This window comes from Serratia sp. GW822-FHT06D09, assembly GCF_058799515.1.
Map to the genome: position 1 here is coordinate 274247 of NZ_JBXALO010000006.1, position 14515 is coordinate 288761.

Annotated in this window: 12 protein-coding genes; 7 read left to right on the forward strand and 5 right to left on the reverse strand. The window is 57.1% G+C overall.

Annotated features, from left to right (window positions below; genetic code table 11):
* Window positions 1-35: 35 nt before the first annotated feature.
* The 3 genes from hutH to AC1RKG_RS16600 form a co-directional block, all read right to left on the reverse strand.
* Complete coding sequence (hutH, locus tag AC1RKG_RS16590) at window positions 36-1571, reverse strand: histidine ammonia-lyase (protein WP_128864992.1); 1536 nt, start codon at window positions 1569-1571, stop codon at window positions 36-38.
* The gene (gene hutU / locus AC1RKG_RS16595) at window positions 1568-3259 is read right to left on the reverse strand and encodes a urocanate hydratase (RefSeq protein WP_044554208.1); all 1692 of its coding nucleotides are present in this window, start codon (window positions 3257-3259) and stop codon (window positions 1568-1570) included. Before hutU ends, hutH begins: the two co-directional genes overlap by 4 nt.
* Before the next feature lie 464 nt (window positions 3260-3723).
* Window positions 3724-5070 carry an MFS transporter gene (locus tag AC1RKG_RS16600; RefSeq protein ID WP_046374496.1) on the reverse strand — a complete coding sequence of 449 codons (1347 nt, stop codon included), beginning with the start codon at window positions 5068-5070 and terminating at the stop codon, window positions 3724-3726.
* Window positions 5071-5391: 321 nt separating this feature from the next.
* Here AC1RKG_RS16600 and queE point away from each other — a divergent pair, with 321 nt between their 5' ends.
* Window positions 5392-6063, forward strand: a complete 672-nt coding sequence (queE, locus tag AC1RKG_RS16605) for a 7-carboxy-7-deazaguanine synthase QueE (RefSeq protein ID WP_493183497.1) — start codon at window positions 5392-5394, stop codon at window positions 6061-6063.
* Window positions 6064-6092: 29 nt separating this feature from the next.
* On the opposite strand, the gene queD is transcribed toward queE, so the two are convergent.
* The gene (gene queD / locus AC1RKG_RS16610) at window positions 6093-6452 is read right to left on the reverse strand and encodes a 6-carboxytetrahydropterin synthase QueD (protein ID WP_020825254.1); all 360 of its coding nucleotides are present in this window, start codon (window positions 6450-6452) and stop codon (window positions 6093-6095) included.
* Between the two features lie 437 nt (window positions 6453-6889).
* Here queD and cysJ point away from each other — a divergent pair, with 437 nt between their 5' ends.
* The 3 genes from cysJ to AC1RKG_RS16625 all read left to right on the forward strand — a co-directional run bounded on the left by cysJ (window position 6890) and on the right by AC1RKG_RS16625 (window position 11209).
* Window positions 6890-8689 (forward strand): NADPH-dependent assimilatory sulfite reductase flavoprotein subunit, encoded by a 1800-nt coding sequence (cysJ, locus tag AC1RKG_RS16615; RefSeq protein ID WP_187962291.1) that lies wholly within the window; start codon window positions 6890-6892, stop codon window positions 8687-8689.
* The gene (gene cysI / locus AC1RKG_RS16620; protein ID WP_046374493.1) at window positions 8689-10404 is read left to right on the forward strand and encodes an assimilatory sulfite reductase (NADPH) hemoprotein subunit; all 1716 of its coding nucleotides are present in this window, start codon (window positions 8689-8691) and stop codon (window positions 10402-10404) included. Before cysJ ends, cysI begins: the two co-directional genes overlap by 1 nt.
* A 70-nt stretch (window positions 10405-10474) precedes the next feature.
* Complete coding sequence (locus AC1RKG_RS16625) at window positions 10475-11209, forward strand: phosphoadenylyl-sulfate reductase (RefSeq protein WP_020825257.1); 735 nt, start codon at window positions 10475-10477, stop codon at window positions 11207-11209.
* Between the two features lie 61 nt (window positions 11210-11270).
* Here AC1RKG_RS16625 and AC1RKG_RS16630 read toward each other — a convergent pair whose 3' ends face one another.
* Window positions 11271-12311 carry an aminopeptidase gene (locus AC1RKG_RS16630; RefSeq protein WP_258090245.1) on the reverse strand — a complete coding sequence of 347 codons (1041 nt, stop codon included), beginning with the start codon at window positions 12309-12311 and terminating at the stop codon, window positions 11271-11273.
* Between AC1RKG_RS16630 and AC1RKG_RS16635 the strand changes: the two genes are divergently transcribed.
* From AC1RKG_RS16635 to cysG, 3 genes are all read left to right on the forward strand, one after another.
* Complete coding sequence (locus AC1RKG_RS16635) at window positions 12216-12623, forward strand: hypothetical protein (protein WP_262215948.1); 408 nt, start codon at window positions 12216-12218, stop codon at window positions 12621-12623. The two genes, AC1RKG_RS16630 and AC1RKG_RS16635, sit on opposite strands and share 96 nt — an antisense overlap.
* Complete coding sequence (locus tag AC1RKG_RS16640) at window positions 12623-12895, forward strand: hypothetical protein (protein WP_122077247.1); 273 nt, start codon at window positions 12623-12625, stop codon at window positions 12893-12895. The genes AC1RKG_RS16635 and AC1RKG_RS16640 overlap by 1 nt, the downstream gene beginning before the upstream one ends.
* Window positions 12896-13082: 187 nt before the next feature.
* Window positions 13083-14513 carry a siroheme synthase CysG gene (cysG, locus tag AC1RKG_RS16645; RefSeq protein WP_493183498.1) on the forward strand — a complete coding sequence of 477 codons (1431 nt, stop codon included), beginning with the start codon at window positions 13083-13085 and terminating at the stop codon, window positions 14511-14513.
* Window positions 14514-14515 lie beyond the last annotated feature (2 nt).

A 14515-nucleotide genomic window follows, 5' to 3' on the forward strand; every position in this document is an offset into this window, starting at 1 on the left:
CGGTGGGACAGAACAAACTGCGTGGTAGGTTTTATTTATGCCTGGCTAGGCAGCAATGCCGCAGGCATCAGCGAGGTCAGATGACCGGTTGCCAACAGCAGGCTGGCAGCTTCAATGTCGGGGGCGAAGAAACGATCCTTGTCATAGTAACTGACTTGCTCGCGCAGCACGCGGCGTGCCTGCTCCAGACTTTCGGTGGTTTTCAGGCCCTTGCGCAAATCCAATCCCTGGCAGGCCGCCAGCCATTCGACGGCCAGAATACCGCGCACGTTATCCGCCATTTCCCACAGGCGGCGTCCTGCAGCCGGTGCCATGGAAACATGGTCTTCCTGGTTGGCGGAGGTCGGGATGCTGTCGACACTGGCCGGATGCGCCAGCGCTTTGTTTTCGCTGGTCAGTGCCGCGGCGGTAACCTGGGCAATCATAAAGCCGGAGTTCACGCCGCCGTTGTCCACCAGGAATGGCGGCAGTTGCGACATGTGTTTATCCATCATCAGCGAGATACGACGTTCGGACAGCGAGCCGATTTCGGCAAATGCCAGCGCCAGATTGTCGGCAGCCATCGCGACCGGTTCGGCGTGGAAGTTGCCGCCGGACAGCACATCGCCCTGTTCTGCGAATACCAATGGGTTGTCGGATACCGCATTGGCTTCGACCTCCAGCACTTCGCTGGCCTGGCGGATCTGCGTCAGGCAGGCACCCATCACCTGCGGTTGGCAGCGCAGGGAGTAGGGATCTTGTACCTTTTCGCAGTTGCGATGCGAGTCGGACACTTCGCTGCGTTCGCCCAGCAGATGGCGGTAAGCGGCGGCGGCGTCGATCTGGCCACGTTGGCCGCGTACGGCGTGAATACGTGCGTCAAACGGGCTGCGAGAACCCAGAGCGGCTTCCACCGTCAGGCTGCCGGTGACCGTGGCTGCGGCGTACAGGTCTTCTGCGTCAAACAGGCCGCGCAGCGCGAAGGCGGCGGAAACCTGGGTGCCGTTCAGCAGCGCCAGGCCTTCTTTGGCCGCCAGCGTGAGCGGCTTCAGGCCTGCTTTGGCCAGTGCCTCGGTGGCAGGCAGCCATTCGCCTTGATAGCGGGCCTTGCCTTCGCCCAGCAGCACCAGACTCATGTGTGCCAGCGGAGCCAAATCGCCGGAGGCGCCCACGGAGCCCTTCAGCGGGATATGCGGATAGACTTCGGCGTTGACCAAGGCCATCAGCGCCTGGATCACTTCCAGACGGATGCCGGAGAAACCGCGCGACAGGCTGTTGATCTTCAACACCATAATCAGGCGAACCAGGTTGTCGTCGGTCGGCGCGCCAACGCCAGCAGCATGTGACAACACGATCGAACGTTGCAGATTTTCCAGGTCTTCAGGTGCAATGCGGGTAGACGCCAGCAGGCCGAAACCGGTATTGATGCCGTAGGTGGTGCGGTTTTCTTCGACAATGCGTTCAACGCAGGCCACGCTCTGCTGGATAGCGGCGTAGGCATTGTCGTCCAACGTCAGGGTCACCGGGTATTGATAAACGTCGCGTAGTTGAGCCAGAGTCAGTTGGCCTGGGCGGATAGTCAGCGCTTTCATGCTTTGTCTCCTTGAGTCGCGGCCACCATCGGCAGGTTCAAACCTTGCTCACGGGCGCATTCAATCGCAATGTCGTAACCGGCATCGGCATGACGCATCACGCCAGTGGCAGGGTCATTATGCAACACGCGGGCGATACGTTCGGCGGCTTCGTCGGTGCCGTCACAAACGATAACCATACCGGAATGCTGCGAGAAGCCCATGCCGACGCCACCGCCGTGGTGCAGGGAAACCCAGGTCGCCCCGCTGGCGGTATTGAGCAGGGCGTTAAGCAGCGGCCAGTCGGAAACGGCGTCCGAACCGTCCTGCATAGATTCGGTTTCGCGGTTCGGGCTGGCGACCGAGCCGGAGTCCAGATGGTCACGGCCGATCACGATCGGTGCGGACAGTTCGCCACTGCGTACCATTTCGTTGAAAGCCAGGCCCAGCTTGGCGCGCTGGCCCAGACCGACCCAACAGATACGTGCCGGCAGGCCCTGGAAGCTGATGCGTTCGCGCGCCATATCCAGCCAGCGATGCAGATGCTCGTCATCCGGGATCAGCTCTTTAACCATGGCGTCGGTTTTGTAGATGTCTTGCGGATCGCCGGACAGTGCAGCCCAGCGGAACGGGCCGATACCGCGACAGAACAGCGGACGGATATAGGCAGGCACGAAGCCTGGGAAATCGAAGGCGTTGTTGACGCCCATTTCTTTCGCCATCTGACGAATGTTGTTGCCGTAGTCGAAGGTCGGTACGCCCATTTTCTGGAACGCCAGCATGGCTTCGACGTGTTCAGCCATCGACTGCTTGGCGGCGGTCACCACCTGCGCAGGTTCGGTCTGTGCACGTTCGCGGTACTCTTCCCAGCTCCAGCCTTTTGGCAGATAGCCGTTCAGCGGATCGTGAGCGCTGGTCTGGTCGGTGACCATGTCCGGGCGCACGCCGCGGCGCACCAGTTCTGGCAGAATGTCTGCCGCATTGCCGCACAGGGCGATGGAGATGGCTTTGCCTTCGGCGGTGTATTTCTTGATGCGAGCCAGCGCGTCGTCCAGATCTGTCGCTTGTTCATCGACATAACGGGTCTTCAGACGGAAATCGATACGGCTTTGTTGGCATTCGATGTTCAGTGAACAGGCGCCTGCCAGCGTAGCGGCCAGCGGTTGCGCGCCGCCCATACCGCCCAGACCGGCGGTCAGCACCCAGCGGCCCTGCAGGCTGCCGTCGTAATGCTGGCGACCCGCTTCCACGAAGGTCTCGTAGGTGCCCTGGACGATGCCCTGGCTACCGATATAGATCCAGCTGCCGGCGGTCATTTGGCCGTACATGGCCAGGCCTTTGGCGTCCAGTTCGTTAAAGTGTTCCCAGGTGGCCCAATGTGGCACCAGGTTAGAGTTGGCAATCAGTACGCGTGGCGCGTTGCTGTGGGTTTTGAATACCCCGACCGGTTTGCCGGACTGAACCAGCAGCGTTTCGTCTTCTTCCAACGTTTTCAGGGTGGCGACAATTTTGTCGTAGCAGTCCCAGTCACGCGCGGCGCGGCCAATACCGCCGTACACCACCAGCTCATGCGGGTTTTCCGCCACTTCCGGATCGAGGTTGTTCATCAGCATGCGCAACGGCGCTTCGGTCAGCCAGCTTTTTGCATTTAATTTTGTGCCGCGTGGCGCGCGTACATCGACATTGCGAACTTTGTTATTTGCAGTCACAGCATTTTCCTCAAACAGTATCGGTGCAGATCCCATGGTGCGGTGGGGTGAATCACCACGCCATAACAATGCGTAGGGTTTATTAACATATACTTGTATGTACAAGCATATGCAACACCGACCAGTGAGCGGCTAAAAAGGCATAAGGGAAAGTTATTTTTGTTTTAAATCAATGTGATAGTTTTCATTTTGACGCCTGAGCTATTAGGCTCGCACTGAAGAACAGTGAGCTATTCAACAAAAATGAATTAAAAATGGGTCATTTTTGAGCGGCTAATCACAATAAATTTACATACCCATTACAAGTTAGGGCGAGCGATAAAAAAGTCCTATCGCTGGAGGGAGAGAAGCTATTGACAGAGTGCTGTGTTGTTTTGTGGTAGGGGCGCAGCATGCGGCGCCCAATAGCATAATCAATGGGTTAAATCGGGTCGAACATGTTCGACCCCCTACCGGTTTAGCCCTTATACGGGTTTGTCAGCCGGTTGCAGCGTCGCTCTTCGGGTCATTTTGAAAACTGTAGCGATGGCGGCGATCAGCGCCGGCACGCACAGGAACATCAAAATGCTCTGCACTTCCCATTGCATGGCCAGCAACTGTGCCCCCATCATGGTGCCCGCCACGCCGCCAAAGCGGCCGATGCCCTGCATCCAGGCTATGCCGGTTGCGCGACTGTGGGTCGGGTAGAAAGTGGCCGCCAGCGTTTGCAGACCGGATTGCGCACCGTTCATGGTGATGCCCATCAGGAAGATAAAGGTGCCCAGCAGCACGATATGGCTGTCCTCGGTCGCCATTGCCACAATCAGCAGGGCGGTAATGACAAAGCCGCTCGACACCACCTTATGGGCGTTCCAGCGGTCCATCAGCCAGCCGGCCACCAGAATGCCAAGCGTGCCGCCGAAGGTGAACAGCGAGGTCAAAATGGCCGACTGCTCCAGTTGATAGCCCAGCCCCTGCATCAGGATCGGCATCCAGCTCAGCAGCACGTAATAAATCACCAGGCCCATAAAGTACGTCAGCCACAGCATCAGCGTGCCGGTCAGATAAGGGCGGGTGAACAACAGGCCGACGCTGGTTTTGGACTGTGCCAATTTCTCTTCATACAGATAAAAGCGCGTCACGTTATCGAGATTCTGGCTAACAAAACGCTGGGCAATACGTTTGATTTTTGCCGCATCCTTACCGCGGTTCACCATGTATTTCACCGATTCCGGCAGGAACAGGATCAACAATACCGTCAGCGCCAACGGAGCGATCGCCCCCAGCAACAGCACGCTATGCCAGCCATACGCCGGGATCAGCCAAGACGAAATCGCACCACCGCCGGCCGCACCCAGCGGGAAGCCGCAGTACATGGTGTTAATCGCCAGGGAACGGCAGCGTTGTGGCGCATATTCGGAAATCAGCGTGATGGCGTTCGGCATCGCCGCCCCTAATCCCAGGCCGGTGAGGAAGCGCCACAGCGTCAGGCTATTGAGCGAGCCAGCGTAGGCGGTAGCCAGGCTCGACAGGCCGAAGAACAGACAAGAAAACACCAGCACCCGTTTGCGGCCGATACGATCGGAAATCGGTCCGGCGACCAGAGCGCCAAGGGACAGGCCCAGCAGCGCGGCGCTCAGCACCGGGCCCAGATCCTGTTTAACAATGCCCCAGTCTTTGGCGACCGAAGGAGCGATATACCCCATGGCCGCCGTGTCAAAGCCATCAATGGCCAGGATCAGGAATCCCAAAATGATCAAGGTCCAGTGAAACAGCGAAAATTTGCTGTCATCGATGGCCTGCTGAATATTCAACTCGGTGGAATGAGCCATGGCAACCTCTAACGCAGATGTGATTGTGTGGATAAATCGCCGGAACTGATGCCCGGCTTGTGCTTGCCTGTCTATACATCTGCGCGCAGGCGCTTTATGTCAAACATATTTATCTTATGCGTTAAATAAATGTTGTTTTTGCGAAGCAGATTACATCGTAAACACAAGGAGATTGCTCAGTAAGCAAATAAAATGAAGCGGATAGCCGCTGAGATACGCTGGCGAAGGCGGGTAGGATAAAATTTAATACAATTTCGTCCGTTTGGTCGCCGGGCTGGAATCTGCGATAATCCCTTTTTACCTTTCCAGATTGAGAAACCGATGCAGTACCCGATTAATGAAATGTTCCAAACCTTGCAGGGCGAAGGCTTTTTCACCGGCGTTCCAGCCATCTTTATTCGCTTGCAGGGCTGCCCGGTAGGATGCAGCTGGTGCGACACCAAACATACCTGGGAAAAGGAAGCCAATCGGGAAGTCGATATGCAGCGGATCCTGGTGAAAACCGAAGAGAGCGACGCCTGGGGCAGCGCCAGCGCCGAGCAGCTGTTGGCGGTGATGCGTCAACAGGGTTATACCGCACGCCACGTGGTAATCACCGGCGGCGAGCCCTGCATCTATGATCTGACTCCGCTGACCCAGTTGCTGGAAGACAACGGCTACGGCTGCCAGATTGAGACCAGCGGCACCCACGAAATCCGGTGTTCGGCGAAAACCTGGGTGACGGTATCCCCCAAGGTGAATATGCGCGGCGGCATGAAGGTGTTGGATCAGGCTTTGCAGCGCGCTGATGAAGTGAAGCACCCGGTTGGGCGTGAGCGCGATATCGAAGCATTGGATGTGCTGCTGGCGACGCTGCATGATGAGAAGCCGCGTATTATCGCGCTGCAGCCGATCAGCCAGAAGGAAGAGGCGACTCGCCTGTGCATCGAAACCTGCATTGCGCGCAACTGGCGGCTGTCGATGCAGACCCATAAATATCTGAACATCGCATAAAATTCAGGGCGCCATTGGGCGCCCTTTCTTTAACCTTTATACACGCATCCCGCGGTACAGGTTTCTTTCACCATCACCGCAGTCAGCTCCGGCAACTGGGGTTTGAGCTGTTGCCAGATCCAGGCGGCAAGCACTTCGCTGGTGGGATTTTCCAATCCTGGAATATCGTTCAGATAATGGTGATCCAGGCGCTCCCAAATAGGGGAGAACACGGCTTTAAGCTCGGCGAAATCCATCACCCAACCGGTATGTGCATCCACTTCACCGGTTACTTCCAGACGCACCATAAACGAATGCCCGTGCAGACGGCCACATTTATGGCCCTCAGGTACGTGCGGCAAACGGTGTGCGGCTTCAAACTGAAAATCTTTAAACAGCGTGGTTGCCATTATTACGGCCTCATTGACTCAAAAACCGCCGAAGTTTACCGGAAACGGAGCCTGCTTGCCATTTATACCGCTATGGTCTACCGCTGCTGTGGTCAATGCACGGTTAACACTTTTTTTGTTTGGTACCGACTGGACCTATCGGTTGGGGTAATGAGTGGTAAATGCGATTCATTCAAATAACGTTAAAAAAACGGCTTTATTTTCATGGCGATAAAAATCTCTGCTTAGCGCTTTAAGCACTATCCGTTACCAGAAAAACAGCTTAGTCATTTTGGTTATTAATTATTGCTATCCCTTATTTAATCGTTGCTATTGTGCTCGGTAACCTTACAAACTCTCCTGATCTTTTCAGGACCGCAGACTGAACGAAGAGACAGCGACTGACACTGGCGAGCACCTGGCTGGATAGGTGCCAAGTATAGGAAATAAGTACTGCAATGACGACTCAGGCTCCTCCAACATCGATGCTCCCGCTGACACCCGAACAGCTGGCGCGCCTGCAGGCGGCGATTGGTGAATATTCACCGACGCAGCTGGCGTGGCTGTCAGGTTATTTCTGGGGAATGGTTAATCAACAGCCTGGCGCGGTAGCCATTGCGCCGCCTGCCGCCGCTGCCGCCAGCATCACGCTGATTTCCGCCTCGCAGACCGGCAATGCTCGCCGCCTGGCGGAACAATTGCGCGACGATCTGTTGGCCGCCAAGCTGAGCGTCACGCTGGTTAATGCCGGCGACTACAAATTCAAGCAAATTGCCCAGGAACGTCTGCTGGTGATCGTCGCCTCCACCCAAGGGGAAGGTGAGCCGGCGGAAGAGGCGGTTGCCCTGCATAAATTCCTGTTCTCCAAGAAAGCGCCGAAGCTTAACGAAACCGCGTTTGCGGTCTTTGGCCTGGGGGACACTTCCTACGAAAACTTCTGTCAGTCGGGTAAAGATTTCGACGGCAAGCTGGCCGAACTGGGCGCTGAGCGTCTGGTCGAGCGGGTAGATGCCGACGTGGAATATCAGGAGCTGGCTACCGCCTGGCGCAAACAGGTGGTGGAGGTGTTGAAAGCGCGCGCCCCGGCTGAAAATGCCGCACCGGGCGTGCTGGCCAGCGGTGCGATTGACCTGATCGACAGCAGCCCGTACAGCAAAGAACAGCCGCTGACCGCACAACTGGCAGTGAAGCAAAAAATTACCGGCCGCGCCTCAGACAAAGACGTGCGTCATATTGAAATCGACCTGGGTGATTCTGGTCTGCGTTACCAACCGGGCGATGCGCTGGGCGTGTGGTTCGATAACGACCCCGCACTGGTGGATGAACTGGTGCAACTGCTGTGGCTGAAGGGCGACGAACCGGTGGAAGTGGAAGGAAAAACCTTGCCGCTTTCGCAAGCGTTACGCAGCCATTTTGAACTGACGCAGAATACCACGCTAATCGTCGATAAATACGCGGCTCTGTCGCGCGACGAGAAGCTGATTGGTTTGTTAGCGGATAAAGCCGCGCTGCAGCATTACGCGCACAACACGCCGATTGTCGACATGGTGCGACAGGCGCCTGCCGATCTTAGCGCCGAGCAGTTGATTGGCCTGCTGCGTCCGTTGACGCCGCGCCTGTATTCCATTGCCTCGTCGCAAGCCGAAACTGAAAACGAAGTGCACGTGACCGTCGGCGTGGTGCGTTACGACATCGAAGGGCGCGCCCGCGCAGGCGGTGCCTCCAGTTTCCTGGCCGATAGGCTGGAAGAAGATGGTGACGTGCGGGTGTTCATCGAACATAACGACAATTTCCGCCTGCCGGCCAACCCGGAAACTCCGGTGATCATGATTGGGCCAGGCACGGGCATTGCGCCGTTCCGCGCCTTTATGCAACAGCGTGATGCTGACGGTGCCGGCGGCAAGAACTGGTTGTTCTTCGGCAACCCGCACTTTACTGAAGACTTTTTGTATCAGGTCGAATGGCAGCGCTATGTGAAAGATGGCCTGCTGACCCGCATCGATCTGGCCTGGTCACGCGACCAGCAGCATAAAGTCTATGTCCAGGACAAACTGCGCGAACAGGGCGCGGAAGTGTGGCGTTGGATCCAGGAAGGCGCGCACATTTACGTCTGTGGCGATGCGAACCGCATGGCAAAAGACGTGGAAAACACATTACTGGAACTGGTGGCCGAGCACGGTGGCATGGATACCGAGCTGGCGGATGAATTTTTAAGTGAGCTGCGCCTTGAGCGCCGTTATCAGCGAGATGTCTACTGATGAGTGATAAACACCCGGGGCCTCTGGTGGTCGAAGGCAAATTGGCCGATGCCGAGCGTTTGAAGAAAGAAAGCAACTTCCTGCGCGGCACCATCGCCGAAGACTTGAAGGATGGCCTGACCGGCGGTTTTAACGGTGACAATTTCCTGCTGATCCGCTTCCACGGAATGTACCAGCAGGACGACCGTGATATCCGCGCCGAACGCGCCGAACAGAAGCTGGAACCGCGCCACGCCATGATGCTGCGTTGCCGTCTGCCGGGGGGGATTATCTCCCCACAGCAGTGGCTGGGCATTGATAAGTTCGCGCAGGAAAGCACGCTGTACGGCAGCATCCGCATCACCAACCGTCAGACTTTCCAGTTCCATGGCATTGTGAAGGGCAACGTTAAGCCGGTTCACCAGCTGTTGGGTCGTCTGGGATTGGACGCGCTGGCTACGGCTAACGACGTCAACCGCAACGTGCTTTGCACCTCTAACCCGGTGGAGTCCGAGCTGCACCAGGAAGCCTACGAGTGGGCGAAAAAGATCTCCGAACATCTGCTGCCGCGTACTCGCGCCTATGCTGAAGTGTGGCTGGATCAGGAAAAAGTGGCGACCACCGACGAAGAACCGATCCTCGGGGCGACTTATCTGCCGCGCAAGTTCAAAACCACGGTGGTGATCCCACCGCAAAACGACGTCGATCTGCACGCCAACGACATGAACTTTGTCGCTATTGCCAAAAACGGCAAGCTGGTGGGCTTTAACCTGCTGGTAGGCGGCGGCCTGTCGATTGAACACGGCAACAAGAAAACCTATGCGCGCAAGGCTAGCGAATTTGGCTATATCCCGCTGGAGCACACGCTGGCGGTCGCCGAAGCGGTGGTAACCACTCAGCGCGACTGGGGTAACCGTACCGATCGCAAGAACGCCAAAACCAAATACACGCTGGAACGCGTTGGGGTTGATACCTTCCGTGCCGAAGTGGAAAAACGGGCCGGTATCACCTTTGAACCGATCCGCCCGTACGAATTTACCGGCCGCGGCGATCGCATTGGTTGGGTTAAAGGCATTGATAACCAGTGGCACCTGACGCTGTTTATCGAGAATGGTCGTCTTCTGGACTATCCGGGACGCCCGTTGAAAACCGGCGTTGCCGAGATCGCCAGGATCCACAAAGGGGATTTCCGTCTGACGGCCAACCAGAACCTGATCGTTGCCGGCGTACCGGAAAGCGAGAAGGCGAAGATCGAAGCGATCGCTCGTGAACACGGATTGATCGACGATGGGGTCAGCGTGCAGCGCCAAAACTCGATGGCCTGCGTATCCTTCCCGACCTGCCCATTGGCGATGGCGGAGGCCGAGCGTTTTCTGCCGGCGTTCGTCACTAAAGTGGAAGGGATCCTGCATAGCCACGGTGTGGGTGACGAGCACATCGTATTGCGCATTACTGGCTGTCCGAACGGCTGTGGCCGCGCGCTGTTGGCGGAGATTGGCCTGGTCGGTAAAGCGGTTGGCCGCTATAACCTGCATTTGGGTGGCAACCGGGAAGGTACGCGTATTCCGCGCATGTACCGTGAAAATATCAACGAAGAAGAAATTCTGCGAGAGATTGACCAACTGGTGGGCCGCTGGGCCACAGAGCGTAACGCGGGCGAAGGCTTCGGTGATTTCACTATTCGCGCCGGGGTGGTCAAGCCGGTAATTGATTCGGCGCAGGATTTCTGGGACTGACGCCGTTTGGCCCCGCTTTCACCGGGGGCCGATCCGCGCGGTATGATTCAAGCATCAGGAGGCTGGCAACATGGCTGAATTCGATCTGGCGGCGCTGAATGCGCTGCCCAAGTCTGGGCAGGCGTTGGCACTGGCGGTAGTTAATGGCCAGTTGGAAACGCTTTCCGCCGAGCAACGCGTGGAATGGGCGCTGGAACATCTGCCCGGTGAGTTTGTGCTCTCTTCAAGTTTCGGCATTCAGGCAGCGGTATGTCTGCATTTGGTTACGCGGATCAAACCGGACATTCCGGTGATCCTCACCGATACCGGCTATCTGTTCCCGGAAACCTATCAGTTTATCGATCAGCTGGTCGACAAACTGAAGCTGAACCTGCAGGTGTTTCGTGCCGAGCAGTCGCCCGCCTGGCAGGAGGCTCGCTACGGGAAACTGTGGGAGCAGGGCGTTGAAGGTATCGAAAAATATAACCTGATCAACAAGGTTGAGCCGATGAACCGCGCATTGGAAACTCTGGGCGGGCAAACCTGGTTCGCCGGCCTGCGCCGCGAACAATCCGGCAGCCGCGCCAATCTGCCGGTACTGGCGGTGCAACGTGGGGTGTTCAAGATCCTGCCGATTATCGACTGGGACAACCGCAAGATTTATCAATACCTGACCGAGCACGGCCTCAGTTATCACCCGCTGTGGGAACAAGGCTATCTGTCAGTGGGGGACACTCACACCACGCAGAAGTGGGAACCAGGCATGAGTGAAGAAGAAACCCGTTTCTTTGGCCTGAAGCGTGAGTGTGGCCTGCACGAAGGCTAATCACGTATCAACATCGTCAAAGGGCTCAGCATTTGCTGGGCCCTTGGCGTTTTCAGAGAGACTACTTTTTCTGTTTTTGTGCTTTGGGTGGGTGCGCCTGAGCCAGTTCTTTCATCAGCGGCAGCAAAATCTGCACGCTCTCGCGGCTGCGCTTGTCGATACGCCCTGGCAGATTGCGTTCCAGATATTGCAGGTTATCGTACTGCGGGCGATGCCAGGTGATGCCCTGCGGGAAGTGCGGGCTCACGGCGCGTTGCTGATAACCATCTTTATCGCCCAGTGACCAGTTGGTGGCTTCGACCGACAGCACCGGGATGCCTGCTTTATCAAACACTTCCTGATCGGAACAGCAGCCGGTGCCTTTCGGGTGTGCTTTGCTGCCCGGGTTGGTGGCGGCAGCGATGCCGTAGCGGTGGGCAATATCCAGTGCGCGATCGCGGCTCTGTTTCGCCAGCTTTGGCGGCGTATTGAGACCGGCGTTGAAATACAGGCGATCGCCGGTAATCAGGCTGTCGAGGTTAATCACCAGTAGGGTATTGCGTTTCTCTTCGTCGCTCATGCGCTGCAGGTAGTTCTGCGCGCCCAGCGAACCCAGTTCTTCGGCGCTGGTGGCGACAAAGCGCAGGCCGTAAGCGGTGGGGATGTTCTTAAGGCGTTCCGCCAGTTCCAGCATCACGCCGACGCCAGAGGCATTGTCGTCGACGCCCTGCAGCGTCAAGCCGCCGAGATTGTTGTCCAGATCGGCGTCGCTTCGCGGCGTGTAGGTATCGAAATGCGCCACGACCAGAATCTGCTGAGGAAGGCTGCCATTTTTAGCGGCGATCACCGAGCTGGCGGTGATGTTATTCCAGTTCTTCTTGCCGTCTTTACTGGTGTACAGATAGCGGGTGTTGAAACTGCGGATATCGCTCTGATACCCCATCTTGCTGAACTGCTGTTTCAGATAGTCTGCGGTGAGCAATTCCGCCGGGCTACCGGCCATGCGGCCAGGAAAATAAGTGGCGATGTGGCGAGTCTGCTCGGCGGCGAATTTGCCCATCGGGGCCTCTTTTGCGGGCTGAGTGGCGGCAGAAACGCTGAAAACACCGCCGAGCGCTGCCACCAGCAGGCCGGTTTTCAGGTAAAAGCGGGAAAACATACCGAAAAATCCTTCTTTGATATCGACGAGACCGATTATTTTTGCGGTGTCCAGTATGAGACGGTCGGCAAGATTAAACAATTTCTCCCGCTCTTAAATTTGGTGCTGCCTGGGCAAAGTTTCGGCGCTGTGCGCAACGATGAATATCGATTGATGGCCGGTGCGGCACATTTTGCGAAATGCTTGGCATATTACGAGAATCACTATTTAACCCTGCCAGTAGAGTGGTTTATGATTCGGCGGTACGGTTCTTACGGATCGAAGGAGAAACCCTGATGTTGGACAAATGTGATAACAGGATCGGCCTGATAGAGAAAAAAGCTGAGTATGTGGATCATGCTCTTAATCAGCTCAAAACCGATTTGGCCACGCTGACCACACGTTCAGTGGAGTTTGTCACCAAAGGCGATTTGCATAAGGAAGTGGGATTGCTGCACCGGGAGATCGGTTTAGTTCATAAGGAGGTAGCCAGTCAGACCAAATGGATGGTTAGCACTATATTGGCCGCCGCTGCTTTGTGCATGACCGCCGCGAAGTTTTGGTTTTAACATCTGCTTCCTGACGCATTCCTGGTCAGAATAATGATCACGGCCTTGTCCGGCGCATAACTGCCGCAAACCCCGACGCACTGCGCCTTATTCCATTATTGAACTAGTCATTCCTTTTCGTCATTTCAGAGGCCAAATCTCAGCCCGTATAGTCACACTATCATTCTGCATATATGAAAAGGCTGTTGTGGACTATCTACCTATATTTGCCGACCTGAAACAACGCCCGGTGTTGGTCGTTGGCGGCGGCGAAGTGGCTGCGCGCAAAGTGGATCTTCTCCTGCGCGTCGGGGCTGAAATACGGATAGTTGCGCAGTCACTCTCACCCATACTCGAAGAACTGCATCAGCAGGGGCTCATCCGCTGGCAGGGGCAGGCTTTTGCCACTCAGCAACTGGATGAGGTGTTCCTGGTGATTGCCGCAACCGACGACAGCGCGCTGAATGCCGAGGTATTTGCCGAAGCGGATAAACGCCGGGTGCTGGCTAACGTGGTCGACGATCAGCCGCGCTGCTCGTTCATCTTTCCGTCGATTATCGATCGTTCACCGCTGGTGGTTGCCGTCTCTTCCAGCGGCCAGGCACCGGTGCTGGCACGTATGCTGCGTGAAAAACTCGAAGCTTTGTTGCCCGCCAGCCTGGGGCAGATGGCGGAGGTGGCCGGGCGCTGGCGCGGCCAGGTAAAACAGCGACTGAATGCGATCGGCGAACGTCGTCGATTCTGGGAAAAAACATTCGGCGGACGTTTTGCCACGCTGGTGGCCAACGGCCAGTCCGCACAGGCCGAGCGGCAGTTGGAGCAGGATTTACAGCAGTTTTCCCAGGGCGGCGAAGGCACCCAGGGCGAAATTGCGCTGGTGGGCGCAGGGCCGGGCGACGTGGGGTTATTGACCCTGCGCGGGCTGCAGGTGATGCAGCAGGCCGATGTGGTGCTCTACGATCATCTGGTCAGCGATGAGATTCTGGATCTGGTGCGTCGCGATGCCGAGCGCATCTGCGTGGGCAAACGTGCCGGGGCACACTCGGTTATCCAGGAAGAAACCAACCGTCTGTTGGTGGAACTGGCGCAGCAGGGCAAGCGCGTGGTGCGATTGAAAGGCGGAGATCCCTTTATCTTTGGCCGCGGCGGCGAAGAGCTGCAGGTGGCCGCCGCTGCGGGCATTCCGTTCCAGGTGGTGCCGGGCGTTACCGCGGCGGCCGGCGCAACGGCCTATGCCGGCATTCCGCTGACGCACCGCGATCATGCGCAGAGCGTGACTTTTATTACCGGCCACTGTCGTCCCGACGGTGACGGGCTGGACTGGGCAGACTTGGCGCGAGCGCGTCAGACTCTGGCTATCTACATGGGCACCATGAAGGCGGCGGACATCAGCCAGCGCCTGATAGCCCACGGACGCGCGGCCACCACGCCGGTGGCGGTGATCAGCCGCGGCACGCGTGCGGATCAGCTGGTGCAAACCGGCACGCTGCAACAGCTTGAAAAATTGGCTCAACAGGCACCTTTGCCGGCGCTGCTGGTGATCGGCGAAGTGGTAGAGCTGCATCATCAAATTGCCTGGTTTGGGCATCAACCGCAGACGGAAGGGGCATCGCGGCCCGCCGTCGTGAATTTGGCTTAAGG